This is a genomic window from Rhodanobacter glycinis, assembly GCF_006438785.1.
In the GTDB taxonomy this organism is placed as follows: Bacteria; Pseudomonadota; Gammaproteobacteria; order Xanthomonadales; family Rhodanobacteraceae; genus Rhodanobacter; species Rhodanobacter glycinis_A.
The window spans coordinates 182077-200547 of sequence record NZ_RCZB01000005.1; the positions used below are offsets into that span (position 1 = coordinate 182077).

General features: G+C 65.0%; 17 protein-coding genes. All 17 read left to right on the forward strand.

What is annotated here, in order from left to right:
• Positions 1-6: 6 nt before the first annotated feature.
• The 17 genes from EAH75_RS16510 (at position 7) to fliF (ending at position 18471) form a co-directional block, all read left to right on the forward strand.
• The gene (locus EAH75_RS16510; RefSeq protein ID WP_140806262.1) at positions 7-654 is read left to right on the forward strand and encodes a flagellar hook assembly protein FlgD; all 648 of its coding nucleotides are present in this window, start codon (positions 7-9) and stop codon (positions 652-654) included.
• A gap of 37 nt (positions 655-691) precedes the next feature.
• Positions 692-1915 (forward strand): flagellar hook protein FlgE, encoded by a 1224-nt coding sequence (flgE, locus tag EAH75_RS16515; protein WP_140806263.1) that lies wholly within the window; start codon positions 692-694, stop codon positions 1913-1915.
• A gap of 95 nt (positions 1916-2010) precedes the next feature.
• A complete protein-coding gene (gene flgF, locus EAH75_RS16520; protein ID WP_140653418.1) occupies positions 2011-2751 on the forward strand; it encodes a flagellar basal-body rod protein FlgF in 741 nt (246 codons plus the stop codon).
• A 57-nt stretch (positions 2752-2808) separates the two neighbouring features.
• On the forward strand, positions 2809-3594 hold the full coding sequence (flgG, locus tag EAH75_RS16525) for a flagellar basal-body rod protein FlgG (RefSeq protein WP_140653420.1): 786 nt from the start codon (positions 2809-2811) through the stop codon (positions 3592-3594).
• Positions 3591-4289: a flagellar basal body L-ring protein FlgH gene (gene flgH / locus EAH75_RS16530; RefSeq protein ID WP_428993517.1), complete on the forward strand. Its 699-nt coding sequence runs from the start codon at positions 3591-3593 to the stop codon at positions 4287-4289. Before flgG ends, flgH begins: the two co-directional genes overlap by 4 nt.
• 56 nt (positions 4290-4345) lie before the next feature.
• Positions 4346-5575: a flagellar basal body P-ring protein FlgI gene (locus EAH75_RS16535; RefSeq protein ID WP_241668981.1), complete on the forward strand. Its 1230-nt coding sequence runs from the start codon at positions 4346-4348 to the stop codon at positions 5573-5575.
• A 15-nt stretch (positions 5576-5590) separates the two neighbouring features.
• Positions 5591-6709, forward strand: a complete 1119-nt coding sequence (gene flgJ / locus EAH75_RS16540) for a flagellar assembly peptidoglycan hydrolase FlgJ (RefSeq protein ID WP_140806264.1) — start codon at positions 5591-5593, stop codon at positions 6707-6709.
• A gap of 201 nt (positions 6710-6910) precedes the next feature.
• A complete protein-coding gene (flgK, locus tag EAH75_RS16545; protein WP_140806265.1) occupies positions 6911-8785 on the forward strand; it encodes a flagellar hook-associated protein FlgK in 1875 nt (624 codons plus the stop codon).
• Between the two features lie 3 nt (positions 8786-8788).
• On the forward strand, positions 8789-9991 hold the full coding sequence (gene flgL / locus EAH75_RS16550; RefSeq protein WP_140653426.1) for a flagellar hook-associated protein FlgL: 1203 nt from the start codon (positions 8789-8791) through the stop codon (positions 9989-9991).
• A gap of 125 nt (positions 9992-10116) precedes the next feature.
• Positions 10117-11544 (forward strand): flagellin, encoded by a 1428-nt coding sequence (locus EAH75_RS16555; RefSeq protein ID WP_140653427.1) that lies wholly within the window; start codon positions 10117-10119, stop codon positions 11542-11544.
• Between the two features lie 64 nt (positions 11545-11608).
• On the forward strand, positions 11609-13003 hold the full coding sequence (gene fliD, locus EAH75_RS16560) for a flagellar filament capping protein FliD (protein ID WP_140806267.1): 1395 nt from the start codon (positions 11609-11611) through the stop codon (positions 13001-13003).
• Positions 13004-13035: 32 nt separating this feature from the next.
• Positions 13036-13437, forward strand: coding sequence for a flagellar export chaperone FliS (fliS, locus tag EAH75_RS16565; RefSeq protein WP_140653429.1), 402 nt, complete (start codon positions 13036-13038; stop codon positions 13435-13437).
• A complete protein-coding gene (locus EAH75_RS16570; protein WP_240046283.1) occupies positions 13434-13736 on the forward strand; it encodes a flagellar protein FliT in 303 nt (100 codons plus the stop codon). Before fliS ends, EAH75_RS16570 begins: the two co-directional genes overlap by 4 nt.
• A gap of 131 nt (positions 13737-13867) precedes the next feature.
• Positions 13868-14422 (forward strand): PilZ domain-containing protein, encoded by a 555-nt coding sequence (locus EAH75_RS16575; RefSeq protein ID WP_140653430.1) that lies wholly within the window; start codon positions 13868-13870, stop codon positions 14420-14422.
• Between the two features lie 365 nt (positions 14423-14787).
• Positions 14788-16212 (forward strand): sigma-54 dependent transcriptional regulator, encoded by a 1425-nt coding sequence (locus EAH75_RS16580; RefSeq protein ID WP_140653431.1) that lies wholly within the window; start codon positions 14788-14790, stop codon positions 16210-16212.
• Between the two features lie 175 nt (positions 16213-16387).
• Positions 16388-16714: a flagellar hook-basal body complex protein FliE gene (fliE, locus tag EAH75_RS16585; protein ID WP_140653432.1), complete on the forward strand. Its 327-nt coding sequence runs from the start codon at positions 16388-16390 to the stop codon at positions 16712-16714.
• 47 nt (positions 16715-16761) lie between these two features.
• Complete coding sequence (gene fliF, locus EAH75_RS16590) at positions 16762-18471, forward strand: flagellar basal-body MS-ring/collar protein FliF (protein ID WP_140653433.1); 1710 nt, start codon at positions 16762-16764, stop codon at positions 18469-18471.

The following is an 18471-nucleotide window of genomic DNA, read 5'->3' on the forward strand; positions in this document are numbered from 1 at the left end:
CGTGGCATGAGTGACATGGCGATTGGCGGTCCCGCTTCGAACACCGCAAAGGCGGCCAGCGCGGGCAAGGAGAAAACCCTCGGCCAGGCCGATTTCCTGAGCCTGTTGGTGCAGCAGATGCGCAACCAGGATCCGACCAAGCCGATGGATTCATCGCAGATGGTCAGCCAGCTGGCACAGATCAGCCAGGTTTCTGCGACGCAATCGCTGCAGACCTCGTTCGACAGCCTCAGCCAGTCGCTGCAAGGCAACCAGATGTTGCAGGCAAGCAGCATGGTCGGGCGCAGCGTGACCGTGCCGTCGGCAGCGGGTCAGTTGCAGGCCGCTGGTCTGGACGGCGCGGTGAACGTGCCCGACGGCGGCGGCACCGTGCTGGTACAGGTCACCGACAAGGACGGCAACGTGCTGCGCACGCTGAACCTGGGTACGCCCGCGGCGGGTCTGGCGGCATTCCACTGGGACGGCAAGGACGACGGGGGCACGGCGCTGGCCGAAGGCACTTACGGACTCAAGGCGCAGATCGGCAACGATGCCGTGGCGACCTATGTGAGCGGCAAGGTCAGCGGTGTCGGCATGACCGGCAGCGACGGCGCCTATCTGGATGTGGATGGTTTTGGTGGCGTCCTGCTCAGCCAGGTCGCGCAGATCAACTGATGGCCCCGCGGGGCTTCAATACAGAGGAATTACTCGGATGCCTTTCAACATTGCATTGAGCGGTCTCAACGCGGCCTCCTCGGATCTCGAGGTCACCGCCAACAACATCGCCAACACCGGTACCACCGGCTTCAAGGGCTCGCGCGCGCAGTTCGCCGAGCTGTTCAACGCCGCCGGTCCCAACCTCAGCGCCACCCAGACTGGCAGCGGTGTGCGCCTGACCAACGTGGCCCAGCAGTTCACCGCAGGCAGTGTGGAGACCACCAACAACAGCCTGGATTTCGCCATCAGCGGCGAGGGCTTTTTCACGCTGCGCGATGGCAAGGGCTACTCGTACACCCGCGCCGGCGCGTTCGGAAAGGACCAGGACGGCTACGTGACCAATGCCAATCACCAGCGCCTGCAGGTGTTTCCGGCACTGTCCAACGGTACCTTCGACAACAGCACGATGACCGATCTGCAACTGGTCACCTCGCAGAACGCGGCCAAGGCCACCGGCAACGTGCAGATGTCACTCAACTTGCCCTCCAATGCAGTGGCGCCCGCCACCGCGTTCGATCCGGTCAACGACCCGGCCAGCTACAACCAGTCGACCCCGTTCACCGCCTACGACTCGCTCGGCGCCACCCACAGCGGCACGGTGTATTTCGTCAAGGACCCGGCCGCCAACGTGTGGAATGCGCACCTGTATATCGATGGCGCCTCGACCGGCGCGTCGCAGGCGCTCACGTTCAACAGCAGCGGCGCATTGATCGCCCCGGCGAACGGCAAGCTGGCCTTTCCGGCGGTATCGGTCAGTCCCGGCGCGAATCCCATGCAGCTCACCCTGGACATGAGCAAGGCGACCCAGTTCGGCAACACCTACGCAGCCAGTGCGATCAACCCCGATGGCTTTCCCACCGGCGTGCTGGCCAGCATTGATGTGTCCGGCGAAGGCGTCGTGCAGGCCAAATATTCCAACGGCCAGACCACCGCACTGGGCCAGCTGGCGATGGCGCAGTTCTCCAACGAGCAGGGCCTGCGCCAGCTGGACAACACCAACTGGGCCGCGTCCTACGACTCCGGCACGCCGATCATGGGTGCTGCCGGCAACGGCACATTCGGCAGCGTGCAGGCCGGTGCGCTGGAGGCGTCCAACACTGCCGACCTCACCGCCCAGCTGGTCAACATGATCAAGGCACAGCGGAACTACCAGGCGAACGCGCAGGTGATCTCCACCGACAACCAGCTGACCCAGACCATCATCAACATCCGCAACTGACCTCACACGCAGCGTGAGGTCATCCCGGCGCAGGCCGGGATCTAGTGAAAGAACCGTCCCGGCGTGCCGGGGTCATCGCCATTGAGGTTTTTCCCATGGATCGTTCGCTCTATGTAGCCATGACCGGTGCCACGCAGATGATGCGCGAGCAGTCGGAGGTGGCACACAACCTGGCCAACGCCGACACCGTCGGTTTCAAGGCGCAGCTGTCGGCATTCCAGCCGCTGCCGGTGCAGGGGCCGGGCATGCCCACGCGGATCAACGGCGTGGCGCAGGGCCTGGGTGTGGACATGCGCGAGGGCGGCCAGGTCGAGACCGGTCGCGAGCTGGATGTGGCGGTGCAGGGGCAGGGCTGGATCGCGGTACAGGGCGCCGACGGCAGCGAGGGTTACACCCGCGCCGGCGAATTGCGGCTCACCCCGGACGGCCTGCTCACCGATTCGCGCGGCAATCTGGTGCTGGGCGATGGCGGCCCGATCAGCGTGCCGCAGAGCAGCCAGATGAACATCGGTGCGGACGGCACCGTCTCGGTGGTGCCGATGGGGCAGGCCCCCGCAACCATCGCCGCGGTCGGTCGCATCAAGCTGGTCAATCCGGGCGCCGATCGGCTTGCGCTGGGCAGCGACGGGCTGATGCACCTGAGCGATGGCGGCACCGCGGATGCCGATCCGGCGGTCACGCTGAAATCAGGCGTGCTGGAGTCCAGCAACGTCAATCCGTCGCAGACGCTGGTGCAGATGATCCAGCTGTCGCGTCAGTACGAATTGCAGATCCGCTCCATCCACAGCGCCGACGAGAACGCGCAGTCCGCCTCGCGGCTGCTGCAGATGACCTGACAAGCCCGACGCGATTTTTCATAAAGACATCCAGACGTCCAAACGGAGTCCATCGACATGTTTTCATCCCTGTGGGTAGCCAAGACCGGCCTAGATGCGCAGCAAACGCGCATGGACGTGATCTCGAACAACCTGGCCAATGCCAACACCACCGGCTACAAGAGCGCGCGTGCGGCGTTCCAGGATCTGGTCTACCAGAACCTGCGCCAGCCCGGTGGCCAGACCACCGAGCAGACCCAGTCGCCATCGGGCCTGATGCTGGGTACCGGCGTGCGCGTGGTCGGCAGCGAGAAGCTGTTTACTCAGGGCAACATCGAGCAGACCGGCAACTCGCTGGACGTGGCCGTGCAGGGGCGCGGCTTCCTGCAGGTCACGATGCCCGACGGCACCATCGCCTATACCCGTGATGGTTCGCTGCACCTGGACCAGAACGGCCAGATCGTCACCGCCAACGGCTATGCAGTGGATCCGGCGGTGAGCGTTCCGGCCAACGCGCAGAGCATCACCATCGGCAGCGACGGCACCGTCAGCGTGAGCCTGCCGGGACAGGCCGCGACGCAGCAGATCGGCACCGTGCAACTGGCCGATTTCATCAACCCCGCCGGCCTGCAGCCGAACGGCGACAACCTTTACCTGGAAACCGCCTCCAGCGGTTCGCCGCAGATCGGCCAGCCGGGCCTGAACGGCCTGGGCACGCTTTCGCAGGGTGCGCTGGAAAGCTCCAACGTCAACGTGGTCGAACAGATGGTCGACATGATCGAAACCCAGCGCACCTACGAGATGAACTCCAAGGCAGTGTCGGCCGCTGACTCGATGCTGCAGTTCCTCACCAACAAGACATGAGTAATGCCGTGATGTCGAATCGCTTCCGCTTGCCACTGCTGTTGTGTGCGCTGGCCCTGCTGGCCGGCTGCGCCAGCGCGCCGCGTTCGCACGACGATGCCGAGTGGGCACCGACGCCGCCACCCGCGCAGCAGGTGGCGCCGACGCAGGCCGACGGCTCGATCTATCACGACTCGCAAAACATGGAGCTGTTTGCCGATCCGCGCGCCCACCGCGTGGGCGACATCCTCACCGTGGCGCTGGTGGAAAGCACCCAGGCCAGCAAGAAGGCCACCACCAGCACCAGCAAGACCGACAAGGCCAAGATCGCCTCGCCCACCATCCTGGGGCAGGGTCTGTCGATCGGCGGCAAGGTAGCCGACATCGGCCTGGATGGCGAGCGCAGCTTCGACGGCACCGGCTCCAGCAGCCAGAGCAACCAACTCACCGGCCAGATCACCGTCACCGTGGCGCAGCGCCTCACCAACGGCAATCTGCTGGTGCGCGGCGAGAAATGGCTGACCATCAACCAGGGCCAGGAGCTGGTACGCATCTCCGGCATCGTGCGTCCGCAGGACATCGGCCAGGACAACGTGGTGCCATCCACCCGCGTCGCCGATGCGCGCATCAGCTACACCGGACGCGGCACCCTGGCTGACGCGAACACGCGCGGCTGGCTGTCGCGCTTCTTCAATTCCAAGTGGATGCCGTTCTGATGAAGACGCCTTGCAGTACGCCGCCACCGCAGCTCGCCCAGTGCAATGGAAGCCCCATGCGTGAAGCGGGCGGGAGCGTGAGCTGGCTGGCGCCGCCGATGCGTCCGTCCGATCCGCAGTACGCGCGCCAGGCGGCGGAATCCCGCCGCGCGGCGATCCGCGCCGCCGCATCGCGCTGGCATGCCTTCGGTGCGACCGCACTTGTGTGCCTGCTCGGACTGTTCGTGCCCACGCCGGCCCATGCCGACAAGATCCGCGATCTGGTGCAGGTGGCCGGAGTGCGCAGCAACCAGTTGATCGGTTACGGCCTGGTGGTGGGCCTGGATGGTTCGGGCGACCAGACCACGCAGGCGCCGTTCACCACCCAGAGTCTGGAGAACATGCTGCAGCAGTTCGGCATCACGGTGCCGGCCAGTGCCCGGCCGCAGCTGAAGAATGCCGCGGCCGTGATGGTCACGGCCGAGTTGCCGCCGTTCGCCAAGCCCGGTCAGGCGATCGACGTGACGGTCGCCTCGATCGGCAACGCCAAGAGCATCCGCGGCGGCCAGTTGTTGATGGCGCCGTTGCGTGGCGCTGACGGCAACGTCTACGCAGTGGCGCAGGGCAGCGTGGTGGTTGGCGGTGTCAGCGCCCAGGGCAAGAGCGGCTCCAGCGTGCAGGTCAATATTTCCGCCAGTGGGCGCATTCCCAATGGTGCCTCGGTGGAGCGCATCGTGGCCTCGTCGTTTGCCGGCGGCGGCGATTTGACGCTGAACCTCAATACCGCCGATTTCACCACCGCTGCGCGGATCGCCACCGCGATCAACCAGGCCTATGGGGCCGGCACCGCACAACCGCTCGACGGCGGTTCGGTGTCGGTGCGCGGGCCGCAGGATCCTGCGCAGAAAGTGGCATGGCTGGGAGCGATCCAGAACCTCGACGTGCAGCCGGGCGATGCACCGGCCCGCATCGTGGTGAACTCGCGCACCGGCACCGTGGTGATCGGTTCGGACGTGCGGGTTACCGCGGCTGCGGTGGCGCATGGTGCGATCCAGGTCACCATCGGCGAGCAGGCGCTGGTCAGCCAGCCGGCACCCTTCAGCAAGGGGCAGACCGCGATCGTGCCGAGCAGCAGCGTGCAGATCAGCGAAGACGGCGCGCACATGTTCAAGTTCGGCCCCGGCGTAAGCCTGGACACTATTGTCCGCGCGGTGAACCAGGTCGGCGCCACGCCGAGCGACCTGATCTCGATCCTGCAGGCACTGAAGCAGGCCGGTGCGCTGCATGCGGATCTGGTCGTGATCTGATCAGGTGAAAAGCTCATGACCCCGATCAACAGCACCTCGCCGGCACTCGATACCTGGACTGAACTGTCCGGCTTCCATCAGTTGCGCGCACAGGCGCGCAGCGATGGCGGCAAGGGTGCGCTGCCAGCGGTGGCCAAGCAGTTCGAGGCGATCTTCACCCAGATGATGTTGAAATCGATGCGCGACGCCAACGCCAGCATGGGTAGCGACATCGCCGGCAGCGAGCAGGTCAATTCGTATCGCGACATGTTCGACCAGCAGCTGTCGCTGAGCCTGGCAAACGGCCACAACGGCCTCGGTATCGCGAAGATGCTGGTACGCCAGCTTGGCGGCAAACCGGATGCCACCGCTGCCACCGCTGCCACCGCTGCCACCGCTGCCACCGCTGCAGATGCCAGCCAGGGGCTGCCGTTGTCCACGGCTGGCGTTCTCAATGCCAATGTCCGCGCACTGCTGCAACTGGGTGCCGACCGCACAGCGGCCGGCGGCGATGGCGCGGGTGATGCAGCCGATGGTTTCGGCATGTCGGGCGTGCCATCGACGGCCGATGTCGGTTCATCCTGGCGTCAAGCGCTCGATCGCATGGCGCAGGGTGCGCTGGACGTGGCCGGCACGGCGGCGAAGCTGCTGCCAGGTGGTGACCCGGTGAATTTCGTTCGCGCACTGGCACCGCATGCGGCGGTGGCGGCGAAGCAGCTTGGCGTATCGGTGCGTGCACTGCTGGCGCAAGCGGCACTGGAAACCGGCTGGGGCAAGCACCTGCCCAGCCATGGCGACGGCAGCAGCAGCAACAATCTGTTCGGCATCAAGGCCGGCAGCAGCTGGGGCGGCGACAAGGTCAGCGTACCCACGCTGGAGTATGAGAACGGCGTGGCGGTGCGCAAGCGCGATCAGTTCCGTGCCTACGACTCGCCTTCCGAATCGTTCTCCGATTACGCCCGCCTGCTGGCCGAGAGCCCGCGTTATGCGCAGGCGCTGGGCCAGGGCGAAAACATCGCGGGCTTTGCGCGGGCGCTGGTGCATGGCGGCTATGCGACTGACCCGTCGTACGTTGCCAAGATCACCGCGATCGCCAACAGCGCGCAGATGCGCGAGGCGTTGGCCGGCCTCCACGCGGATGGCGGCGCCGAATGAATGTCGTCGCGCCATGCAGCGCCGACTTCAACCGCCATGTGCCGGGGCGGGTGAGAGCTGCGCACATCGCCAATGCCGCTCTTTCGAATCGTCGCCCGCGACGCGTTGCCGGACAGTGCACTCAAGAGAATGCCCCGGCAGCCGTTACCGTTTCCACGTACCGCGCGTTGCCGGCGGTGCCCCAGGTGTTGAGGATGTTCCATGGCTGACATGCTTTCGACCGGCGTGTCCGGGCTGCTTGCCTCGCAGATCGGGCTCAGTACGGTCAGCCACAACGTGGCCAATGTGAACACCGACGGGTACAGCCGTCAGGTGGTGTCGTTCGGTGCCAGGTTGCCCGAAGGGCAGGGTGGCTACTACATCGGCACGGGCGTCAACACGGTGGCGGTCCAGCGTGCCTACAGCCAGTTCTTGAACAGCTCGCTGTGGTCGGCCAGTTCCGGACAGGGGCGTGCCAGCACCATGGCCGGTCTCACCGGTCAGCTCAACAACCAGCTGTCCGGCAGCAACAACCTGCAAACCTCGCTGGACAGTTTCTATGGCGCCGTGCAGGACATGGCCAACGCGCCATCGGACACCGCGTCGCGCCAGGTGCTGCTGGCCCGCGCGGGCGGATTGGCCACGACGTTTCGCGCGCTGTCCGGCCAGTTCAATGCGCTGTCCGGCCAGGTGCAGCAGCAGGTCAGCGATACGGTCGATTCGATCAACAGCGACAGCCAGTCGATCGCCAAATTGAACGGACTGATCCGTTCCTCCGCGGCCACCGACGGCACGCCGCCGGCCGACCTGCTCGACCAGCGCGACGCGCTGGTGAAGAAACTGGCGGGCGAAGTCGGCGTGAGCGTGGTGCCGCAGAACGACAACACCATCAGCGTCTTCGTCGGCAACGGCCAGGCCCTGGTCACCGGTACCGAGGCACATGCACTCGGCACTGCGCCGAACATCTACGACGCCACCCGTCAGGAAGTGGTGGGTGCGGCGTCGGGCAATGTACTCAGCGGCCGCATCGGCGGAGGCACACTGGGCGCGCTGCTGGATTTCCGCAGCAACGTGCTCGACCCGGCACAGGCCCAATTGGGCCGCACCGCGCAGGCGATGGCCAGCGCATTCAATGCGCAGCATGCGCAGGGCGTGGACCTGCAAGGCAAGGTCGGCGGCACGTTCTTCAACGTCGCCGGCCCCACTGTGCAGGCGGCCAGCACCAACAGCGGCAGCGGCACGCTGGATGCCAGCATCAGCGACATCGGTGGGTTGACCGGCAAGGATTACGTGCTGAGCTACGACGGCAGCAACTGGAGCATGCGCGACACCAATGGCAGCAGCATCGCGCTCAGCGGCACCGGCACCGTCGCCGATCCGTTCAAGGCGGCCGGGCTGAGCCTGGTGGTGGGCGGCACTGCCAGCGCCGGCGACAGCTTTCGCGTGCAGCCCAGCCGCAACGCGGCCGCCAGTTTTTCGATGGCGATCGATGACCCCGACAAGGTTGCCGCCGCCGCACCGTTCACGGCCACGGCGGCTGCCGGCAACACCGGCACGGGTTCGCCCAGCGTCAGCATCAGCGACGGCAGCAACGCCAATCTGTTCAACGCCAGCTCCGTCGTGTTCAGCTCACCCACCAGCTACAGCATCGACGGTGGCGCGGCGCAGACCTTCACGCCCGGCCAGCCCATCGTGCACAACGGCTGGAGCATGCAGCTCAGCGGCGCGCCGCAGGCCGGCGACAGTTTCAGCCTGCAGGCCAACAGCAATGCGCATGGCGACAACAGCAACGCGCTGATGCTGGGCAAGGTCGCCAATCTCGGCGTACTCGATGGCGGCGTCACCAGTACCGGCCGTGCCTACAGCCAGCTGGTCAGCCAGGTCGGCGGCGCTGGCGCGCTGGCCAAGGACGACCTGACCACGCAGACCGCGGTGTACAACCAGGCGATGAGTTCGCAGCAAAGTGTGTCCGGCGTGAACCTGGACGAAGAGGCTGCCAACCTGGTGCGTTTCCAGCAGGCCTACCAGGCCTCGGCCCAGGTCATCAGCACGGCCAACAGCATATTCGGCGCGCTGCTCAGCGCCGTGCGGGGATAACTCATGCGCGTTTCCACCAGTTGGATACAACAGCAGTCGGTCGGCAGCATGATGGATCGCCAGAGCGACCTGTCCGATATCAACACGCAGTTGAGCACCGGCAAGCGCATCAACCAGCCATCGGACGATCCGGTCGGTGCGGCGCGTGCGCTGGACCTTTCGCACCTCACCGCCGACACCGCGCAGTATCAGCGCAACATCACCTCGGCCAACGCGCGGCTGGGTCTGGAAGACCAGAGCCTGTCGAACACCACCAACGTGCTTGACCGTGTGCGCACGTTGCTGCTGGAGGCCGCCAACGGCACCCAGAGCGACGGCACCCGCGGCGACATTGCCGCCGAGATGGTGCAGCTGCGCCAGCAACTGCTCGGCCAGGCCAACGGCAAAGACGGCCAGGGTGACTACATTTTTGCCGGCAATCGTACGGGCACCGAACCCTTTGCTTCGCAGAATAGCGTGAGCTATCTGGGCGACAACGGCCAGCGCATGGTCGCCGCTGGCGCTGGTCTGCAGGTGGCCACCGGTGATCCGGGCAGCGCCGTGTTCGTCGATATTCCCACCGGCAATGGTACCTTCGCGATCAGTGCCGACCCGGCCAATACGGGTACTGCCGTGGCCGGCGCCAGCAGCGTCAGCAACCCCAATGCGAGTCCTTCGGCGTGGGATGGTGGCAACTACAGCATCGTGTTTACCGCCGCCAATGCGTACGAGGTGCGCGACGGCGGCGGCGCCGTGCTGGACAGCGGCAGCTACGACGCGACCAATGGCGGCAGCATCACCTTTCGCGGTGCCCAGGTGGCATTCAGCGGCGCGCCCGCCGTGGGCGACAAGTTCGCGCTGGGGGCGTCCACCAAACAGGACATGTTCACCACTCTGGACAACATCATCAACACGCTGCGCACACCCAATGGCGGCGGCGCGCAGATGCAGAACAACATCAACACGCAGTTCGCGAATCTCGATCAGGCGATCGACAACATCACGCGCACGCGCGGGATGGTCGGTGCGCGCATGAATGCGCTCGATCAGCAAAGCGGACTCAACGACGACCTGACACTGCAGTACAAGAGCGCACTGACGGATGTGCAAGACGTGAACTACTACGACGCGATCAGCCAGCTCGGTGCGCAGACCACCGCACTGCAGGCGGCGCAGCAGACATTCACCAAAATCCAGGGTTCAAAATTGTTCGATTATTTGCGTTGACAAGGCTCAAGTTTCAGTGGTGGGGGTCGAAACAGTTCACAAGGCGGATGCATTCAATGGTGAATCCCCGCCGGATTGTCTGAGCCGACGGTTGTCGGCACATCACCCCGATTCGGAGAATTCCCATGGTCATGAGTGTCAACACCAACATCAGCTCGCTGAATGCCCAGAAAAATCTGGCCACCTCGCAGAGCAAACTGGCAACCGCCATCGAGCGCCTGTCGTCCGGCATGCGCATCAACAGCGCGAAGGACGACGCCGCCGGCCTCGCCATCTCGACCCGCTTCACCACCCAGATCAATGGCCTGAACCAGGCTGTCAGCAATGCCAACGACGGCATCTCGCTGGCGCAGACCACCGAGTCGGCGCTGAACGAGGTGACCAACAACATGCAGCGCATCCGTACGCTGGCCGTGCAGTCCGCCAACGCCACCAACTCCGACAGCGACCGCGCCGCGCTCGACGCCGAAGTGCAGCAGCGTCTGGCGGAAATCACCCGTATTTCGACCCAGACCAGCTTCAACGGCCGCCATGTGCTCGACGGCAGCTTCGGCAACGCCGCGTTCCAGGTCGGCGCCAACGTCGGTGAAACGATTTCGGTGAACCTCAGCCAGGGTGCACGTGCCGACCAGATGGGTTCGCTTGCCGCCGGCACCGGCACCGCCGTAACGACCAACGCTCTGGTGGCCAGCAATCTGAAAATCCAGGTGGGTACTGGTGCAGTCACCAATATCGCTGCCTCGGTGGCCGGTCCCTCGGCCGGCCAGGGCGCCGGCAGCGCGTACGCGAAAGCTGCAGCGATCAACGCGTCCAATGTTTCCGGTTTGACCGCCACGGCCAGCAGCTCGGTCAGTGGCGCATTCACCAGCACCGGCGGTGCCGCCGGCAACACCTACGCGTTGAACATCAACGGCCAGGACATCTACGCCGCGGGTACCGATACCTCGGGCGCCGCGTTGACGGGTGACAAGGTGGTTGCGCAGATCAATGCCTACTCCACCCAGACCGGCGTGACCGCGGCTGTGGACGCGGGCGGCAACATGACCCTGTCGACTGTCGACGGCCGTGATATCAACGTCACCCAGACGCTGGGCGGCAGTGCCACGGGCGGCCTCGCCGCAGGCATGGTTGCGAATACTCATGGCACACTCTCGCTGAGTGCCGCATCCGCCATCACGTTCTCCGGTTCGCAGTCGGCCGATATCGGCTTCTCGGCGAATATCGCGCTCGACACCACCAAGACCCTGGCCTCGGCGAACGTGTTGACCGTGGCTGGCGCCAACTCCACGATCAACCGCATCGACGCGGCGCTGTCCACGGTCAGTGGCATGCGCAGCAATCTCGGCGCGGTGCAGAACCGTTTCAGCTCCACCATCGCCAACCTGCAGACCATTTCGCAGAACCTCAGCTCGTCGCGCAGCCAGATCCAGGATGCCGACTTCGCTGCGGAAACGGCGAACATGTCCAGTGCGAACATCCTGCAACAGGCCGGTGTCTCGGTACTGGCGCAGGCCAACGCTTCCACCCAGAGCGTGTTGAAGCTGCTGGGTTAATAGCTTGACCCGAAACGGCCGTCAGAGATGGCGGCCGTTTCCCTTATTTTGAGGAACTCCGCTCATGGCAATTACCGTAGGCTCCACCACACCAACCACGGGTTTGCTGACTTCACTGGGCGTGGGTTCCGGGCTCGACGTAGCCACGCTGGTCGACAAGCTGGTGGCCGCCAAGAAGGCGCCGCAGCAGAACCAGATCAGCAACCAGGCCGCCGCTGCCAATACCCAGCTTTCCGCGCTGGGCCAGATCGGCGCCGCGCTTTCCGCACTGCAGTCGGCGATGGCGACGCTTACCGATGGCAGCGCATTTGCCAGCCGCACCGTGACCAGCAGTGACACCACAGTATTGGGCGCAGGCAGCGACGGCACCGCCGTCAATGGCAGCTACAACATCGTCGTCGGCAAGCTGGCCAGTTCGTTGAAGGCTTCATCCGGCGCATTCGCCAGCTCGAGTACCGCGGTGGGAACCGGCACGCTCACCCTCGAGGTGGCAGGCAAGTCGATGAGTCTCACGCTCGACAGCACCAACAACTCGCTCGCCGCGGTGCGCGATGCGATCAACAAGGCCAGCGACAATCCCGGCGTGTCGGCGACCATCGTCACCGGCTCCGACGGTGCGCATCTGGTGCTGAGCGGCACGCAGACCGGCGCGGCCAATGGTTTCAAGGTCAGCAGCAGCGGCGGTGACGGCGGCTTGGCCGCGTTGAACTACGACGTGGCTGCCCCGAGCGGCAATGCGCTGAGCGTGATCAACGCGGCCAGCGATGCGAATTACACCATCGACGGACTGGCCGCCAACAGCGCGAGCAATACCATCAGCACGGCGATCGACGGGCTCACACTCAATCTCATCAAGGTCGGCAGCAGCACGCTCAGCGTGTCCAGCGATTCCTCCAAGCCTACCGGCGCATTGACCAATCTGGTCAATACGTACAACAGCTTCGTCGGGATCTACCAGAACCTAACCAAATACGATGCCACCAGCGGAACCGCCGGCGCGATGATCGGCGACGCCACGCTGAACAGTATCAACAGCACCTTGTCGAGCATTGTCGGCGGCACTGCCAACGGCACGACGCTGTCGTCCATCGGCATTTCGCTGCAGGTGGACGGCACCTTGAAGCTGGACAGCGGCAAGCTGGCCACGGCGCTGTCCGATGGCGGCAAGACCGTCGGCAACCTGTTCGCCGGCACCGGCGGCTTCGCCGCCAAACTGAATGGGTCGCTGAGCAACTGGGTCGGCGATTCCGGCCTGCTGGCAGGACGCACCACCAGCCTCAGCCAGCAGCTGAAAGATCTGTCGAGCCAGCAGACCACGCTGAACAGCCGCATGGATGATCTCACCGCACGCTACCAGGCGCAGTTCACTGCGCTCGACACATTGATGAGCAAGCTCAACAGCACCAGCAGCTACCTGCAGCAGCAGTTCGACGCGCTCAACAACAGCAACAAGAAGTAATCCGAAAAACCTCAAGGCAGGAGATCACGATCATGGGATTCGGCTACGGCGCAGGCGCCTACCAGCAGGTTCGTTCGCACGGCGGCGTGGAGTCGGCCGACCCGCATGGGCTGATCACGCTGTTGATGGATGGCGCGCTCGAGCGCCTGGTGAAGGCCCGCGCGCACATGTTGCGCGGTGAGGTGGCCGCCAAGGGCGAGACGATCTCGCGTTGCATCGAGATCATCGGTGGGTTGCGCGACAGCCTCGATCCCAAGGTCGACACGGCGATGGTCGAGCGTCTCGACTCGCTCTATGAATACATGAGCCGGCGCCTGCTGCAGGCCAACCTGCGCGACGACGCGGATATTCTCGATGAGGTCAGCGGATTGTTGCAGCAGCTGCGCGACAGCTGGGTGCAGATCGCGCCGGTTGCTCGCGCGGTGGGTGCGTGACCGTGACGCTGTTCCCGACGGGATCGCCGCTGGCGCAGGCGCTCGCCATCACCCGCACGATGCTGGCTGCCGCGCACGCCCAGGACTGGGAGCAGCTGTCCACCCTGGAAGCAACGCGTGAGCCGCTGTTGCGTCGCCAGCATCCGGCGGATGCGGTCAGCCACGCCCAGCTGGGCGAGGTTCTGGCGTACGATCGCGAACTGCAGGCGTTGGTGGGCCAGGCACGTGATAGCGTTGCCCAGCAGTGGCAGCGCGAAAACGGCCGAGCCCAGGCGATTGCCGCCTACGAGCAGTCGTGATCCTGGTCTGAACCATCCGTGGGAGGCAGTCGCAGGTTGCGCTGCCCCACTCAGGCCCCGCCCTGCATGGCGTCGAAAACTCCCCAGTGTGGCGGGTTTCTGATCTTCAGCGGATACCGTGGAGCTGCACGATGAATACCGATCGGTGGGATGCGTTCGAGCAACGGGTGAGTGTCGAGGAGAGTCTGCACGTCGACAGCGAGCCACTCGCCTGGCCACCGCCGCAGGCGCAATTGCTGTGGCTGGCCGAACGCAACGCGAACACGCTGGCGGCGATTGCTGCGCTGGAGGAGCGTCGCGCCGATCTGGCCGATGACGACAGTCCGTTGATGCAGGAAATGCTGCGGATGGACGCCAAGCTCACCGCGCTGGTGGATATCGTCAACCAGCTGCTGGTGCCCGCCAGCACGCTGCCGCCGCGCCAGCTGTTGCGCTTCAATGCAGTCGGCGCACTGTTGCCCGCCAGTCTGGTGCCCGCAGGCGATGGCATGTTGTTGCGATTGCGCTTCGACTTCTGCCGCAGTCTGCCGCTGGAATTGCCGGCGCAAATGGAACGTCAATTCGACGATGGTCGAGTGTTCGTGGTGTTCACACCGCTCGGCGATGTGTTGGGTGACGCAATTGAGCGGCTGGTTTTTCGCCATCACCGACGCAAAGTGGCAGAGGCGCGTCAGCTGCCCGGTTGAACGGCGAGTCGATGCGAATCGATGCGAATCGAGTCGACATTTTCTATGTGATGCAGTTCGCACATATGAGCATCGCCGTGTAGTTCTTTTGACACGCGTCACGTATGCCAGTCGTGCTCCGTCACGTGGCGGGCTTCATTCAATCTCCCCTTGTTTCATGTGGTTACAGCAAACCGCTGCGTATGCGGGGCGGCAATCGCGATACCAGCTTTTCCGGCAAGTGACGTTTTGACGTCGCGACGACCCGGGAAACTGGCCCTCTTATTGCTCATGGTTCATCAGGCCGGCGACGGAAAGTCGGCATCGATGAAAAAGCAGTCCCGCTGGAAGCATGGGATTGCCATATGTGCAACACGGAGAAAGCGATGCAGAAATTCGACTTCCTGGTGATCGAGTCCGACGAGACGCGTGTGAACTCCGTGCTCTCGGCGCTCCATTTCCTGGGCTACCGGCCGCAGCATGGCGCCGCCTGCACCGAGATCGACGAGGCCACCCACGCCTGGCGTGCGGTGTACATCGGCGGCATCGATGACGTGGCCGAGGCAGAGCGTCAGTTTTCCCTGCTCGGTGCGACAGCTGCCCACATACCGGTGCTGCTGGCCGAAGATTCTCCCTGGGCCGAGCGCTTCAGCGCGCCGACCTCGCCGTTTGCGGCGCGGGTGGCCACGCTGGCCTTTCCGCTGCGCTACGAGAAGATGGCCGAAGCCATGCGCAATATCTATGCGCGCCTGCTCGGCGGCCAGTCCAGCGGCTTGCGTTTCGTCGGCAACTCGGCGCCGATGGTTCGCGTCAACGCGCTGATCCGTCAGGTCGCGCCGTTCGATTCGAGCGTACTGGTGCTGGGCGAATCGGGCACCGGCAAGGAGATGGTGGCGCGCGCGATCCATGAAAGTTCGCCGCGCCGCGACAAGCCGTTCGTGGCGATCAATTGCGGTGCGATTCCGGCCGAGCTGCTGGAAAGCGAATTGTTCGGTCACGAAAAGGGTGCGTTCACCGGCGCGATCACGGCGCGCAAGGGCCGTTTTGAAATGGCCGAGGGCGGCACCCTGTTTCTCGACGAGATCGGCGACATGAGCCTGCCGATGCAGGTGAAGCTGTTGCGCGTGCTGCAGGAGCGCGCCTACGAACGGGTGGGCGGCAACAAGACCCAGCGCTGCGACGTCCGCATCATCGCGGCCACGCATCGCAACCTGGAGCAGTCGATCGCCAACGACCAGTTCCGCGAAGATCTGTTCTATCGCCTGAGTGTATTTCCGTTGGAGTTGCCCTCGCTGCGTGAACGCCTGGAAGACCTGCCGCCACTGATCACCGAGTTCAACCAGCGGCTGGCCCGTCGCGGCCTGGGCGTGGTGCGCTTCAGCGCCGGCGCGATGCAGTCGCTGCGGGCGCACGCATGGCCGGGCAACGTGCGCGAGCTTTCCAATCTGGTCGAGCGCATGGCGATCCTGTTTCCGCACGGTGAAGTCCGCAGCAGCGACCTGCCGGAAAAATATCGTGGCCAGCATGCCGGCGACGAAGTTCACGGTGCCGCGCTGCTGGCACTGATGGACGATGAGCTGCACACGGGCGAAGGCATGGTGCACCCGGTGTCCGAATCGCTGCGCATGCTGCCCGAGCACGGGCTCGACCTGAAGGATCACCTGGCCGACATCGAAGTGGGTCTGATCCGCCAGGCGCTCGACGCCACCGGCGGCGTGGTGGCTCATGCCGCGCGCCTGCTGCACATGCAGCGCACCACGCTGGTGGAAAAGCTGCGCAAGTACGGCTTGCAGAACAGCCTGGCGGCCTAGTTGCATGCGGGCGAAAGGGAACGGCGAGCTGGGTGGCGCGACACGCGTCCCCCGGCGCGCGCCACTCGGCAGGTCTCTCCCGCATCGTGTTTTTCCCTCCATCCCGATGGCACGGCTCGTGCTTTTACCCCTGTAAACCCGTCACGCGCCGGGATTCCGTCATGAGGCAAGTGTCATGAGCACGATCGACGTCAACAACCTGCTTTCCCAGATGCGCCAGATGACGGCGCAGGTGCGCCCGCCGGAAACGGCGTTCAAGGCGGCGCCGGTCAGCGCGCAGTCCGACTTCTCCGCCGTACTCAAGCAATCCATTTCCGCGGTGGGCCGCAGCCAGATGGAGGCAGGCAACATGGCCGCGAGTTTCGAGCGTGGCGATCCCGGTGCCGATCTTGGCCGCACGATGATCGCGGTGCAGAAGGCCGACCTTTCGCTGCGCACCATGGTCGAGGTGCGCAACAAGCTGGTCGATGCGTACAAGGACATCATGAACATGCCGGTCTGACGCCTTCGCGTCGACTTCGACTCCGCCCTTAGCAAACGAGCAGTACCATGGCAGACAACGCCCTCGCGACGACCGGCAACAACGGTTCGCGCCTGGATCCCTTCAAGCAGATCGCCCGCAATCCGGCGACGCGTCAGCTCGTTCTGCTGGTGGCGGTTGCCGCGGCGGTGGCGCTGGGAGTGGCGGTGGTGCTGTGGTCGCGCGGGCCGAACTACGGCTTGCTGTATGCCGGGCTGGAGCAGAAGGACGCCGCCGCGATCACGCAGGAGCTGCAGACGACCAACACGCCTTACCAGCTGAGCAACGACGGTTCTTCGATCATGGCGCCGGCCGCCGATCTGGCCGCGCTGCGGCTCAAGCTGGCCAGCAAGGGACTGCCGCAGGGCAGCGCTGCCAGCAGCGCGCTGCCCGCCACCGATTCGCCGTTTGGCATGAGCGACCTGGCCGAACGCACCCGTTATCAGCAACTGCTGGAAACCGACTTGGGCACCACCATCGGCGGTCTGCAGTCGGTGCGTGCCGCGCGCGTGCATCTGGCTTTGCCCAAGCCCTCGGCATTCATCCGTGACAATCGTGCGGCCAGTGCCTCGGTGCTGGTCACGCTGTATCCGGGGCGTCAGCTCGACGCAGGCCAGGTGGCGGCGATCGTGCATCTGGTGGCAGCCAGTGTGCCGGACCTGGATGCCAGCCAGGTTTCCGTGATCGACCAGCAAGGCCAGTTGCTGACCACCGATCCGAACAGCCCGGGCGCGGTGGATGACAACCGCCTGCGCATGGCGACGCGGATCGAGAACACCTATGCCCAACGCATCGAGGAACTGCTGACGCCGCTGGTTGGGCCGGGCCGGGTGCGCGCGCAGGTCTATGCGGATCTGGATTTCAGCCAAACTGAAAAAGCCACCGAAACCTTCGGTCACGATCATCCGTCCCTGCGCAGCGAGCAGACCAGCAATGAGCAGCGCGGCGGAGCTGCCGCCGCTGGCGGCGTGCCCGGCGCGCTGAGCAACCAGCCGCCGTCACTGGTGGCGCAGCCGACCGCGGCCAAGCCGGATGCCGGCAAGGCGACAGCGACAACCACCGGCGCGGCGGCAACGACCACGACCACGACCAATACAGGCGACAGCTCCAGCAGCGCCACGCGCAATTACGAACTGGACCGCACCATCAGCCATGTCAGCGATCCGGCCGGACGCCTCGTCCGCCTGACCGTGGCCGTGGTGCTGGATGACAAGCTGGTCAATCCCGCAGCAGCTCCGGCCAGCAGTTCGTCGACCGCGACGAACAGCGTGCCGTTCAGTGCGCAAGAGCTGCAGCGTCTGACCGAGCTGACCAAGAACGCGGTGGGTTTCGACGCCAACCGCGGCGACAGCGTCAGCGTGGTCAATCAGGCGTTCCATCATGGTCCCGTGCCTGATGCGCTGCCGGAGACGCCGTTGTGGGAACGTCCCGGCGCGATGGATTTGTTCAAGCAGGGCCTCGGTGTGCTGATCGCGCTGCTGGTGGCGTTCGGCCTGCTGCGTCCGCTGCTGAAGGGGCTGGCGCGCGGTGAAACCGCATCGCGCGCGTTGCCAGCGCCGATGCCCAAGATCTCGGTGCGCGTCGATGACGAGCCCGCCGCCAACGAACCGGCCCGGCTCGCCGCCGCGCCGGTGCTCGCGTACGAGCAACGCATCGGCCAGGCACGGCGGATGGTGGGCGAAAACTCCAAACAGGTGGCGCAGGTCGTGAAGAACTGGGTGAGTGAAGATGGCAGCTAA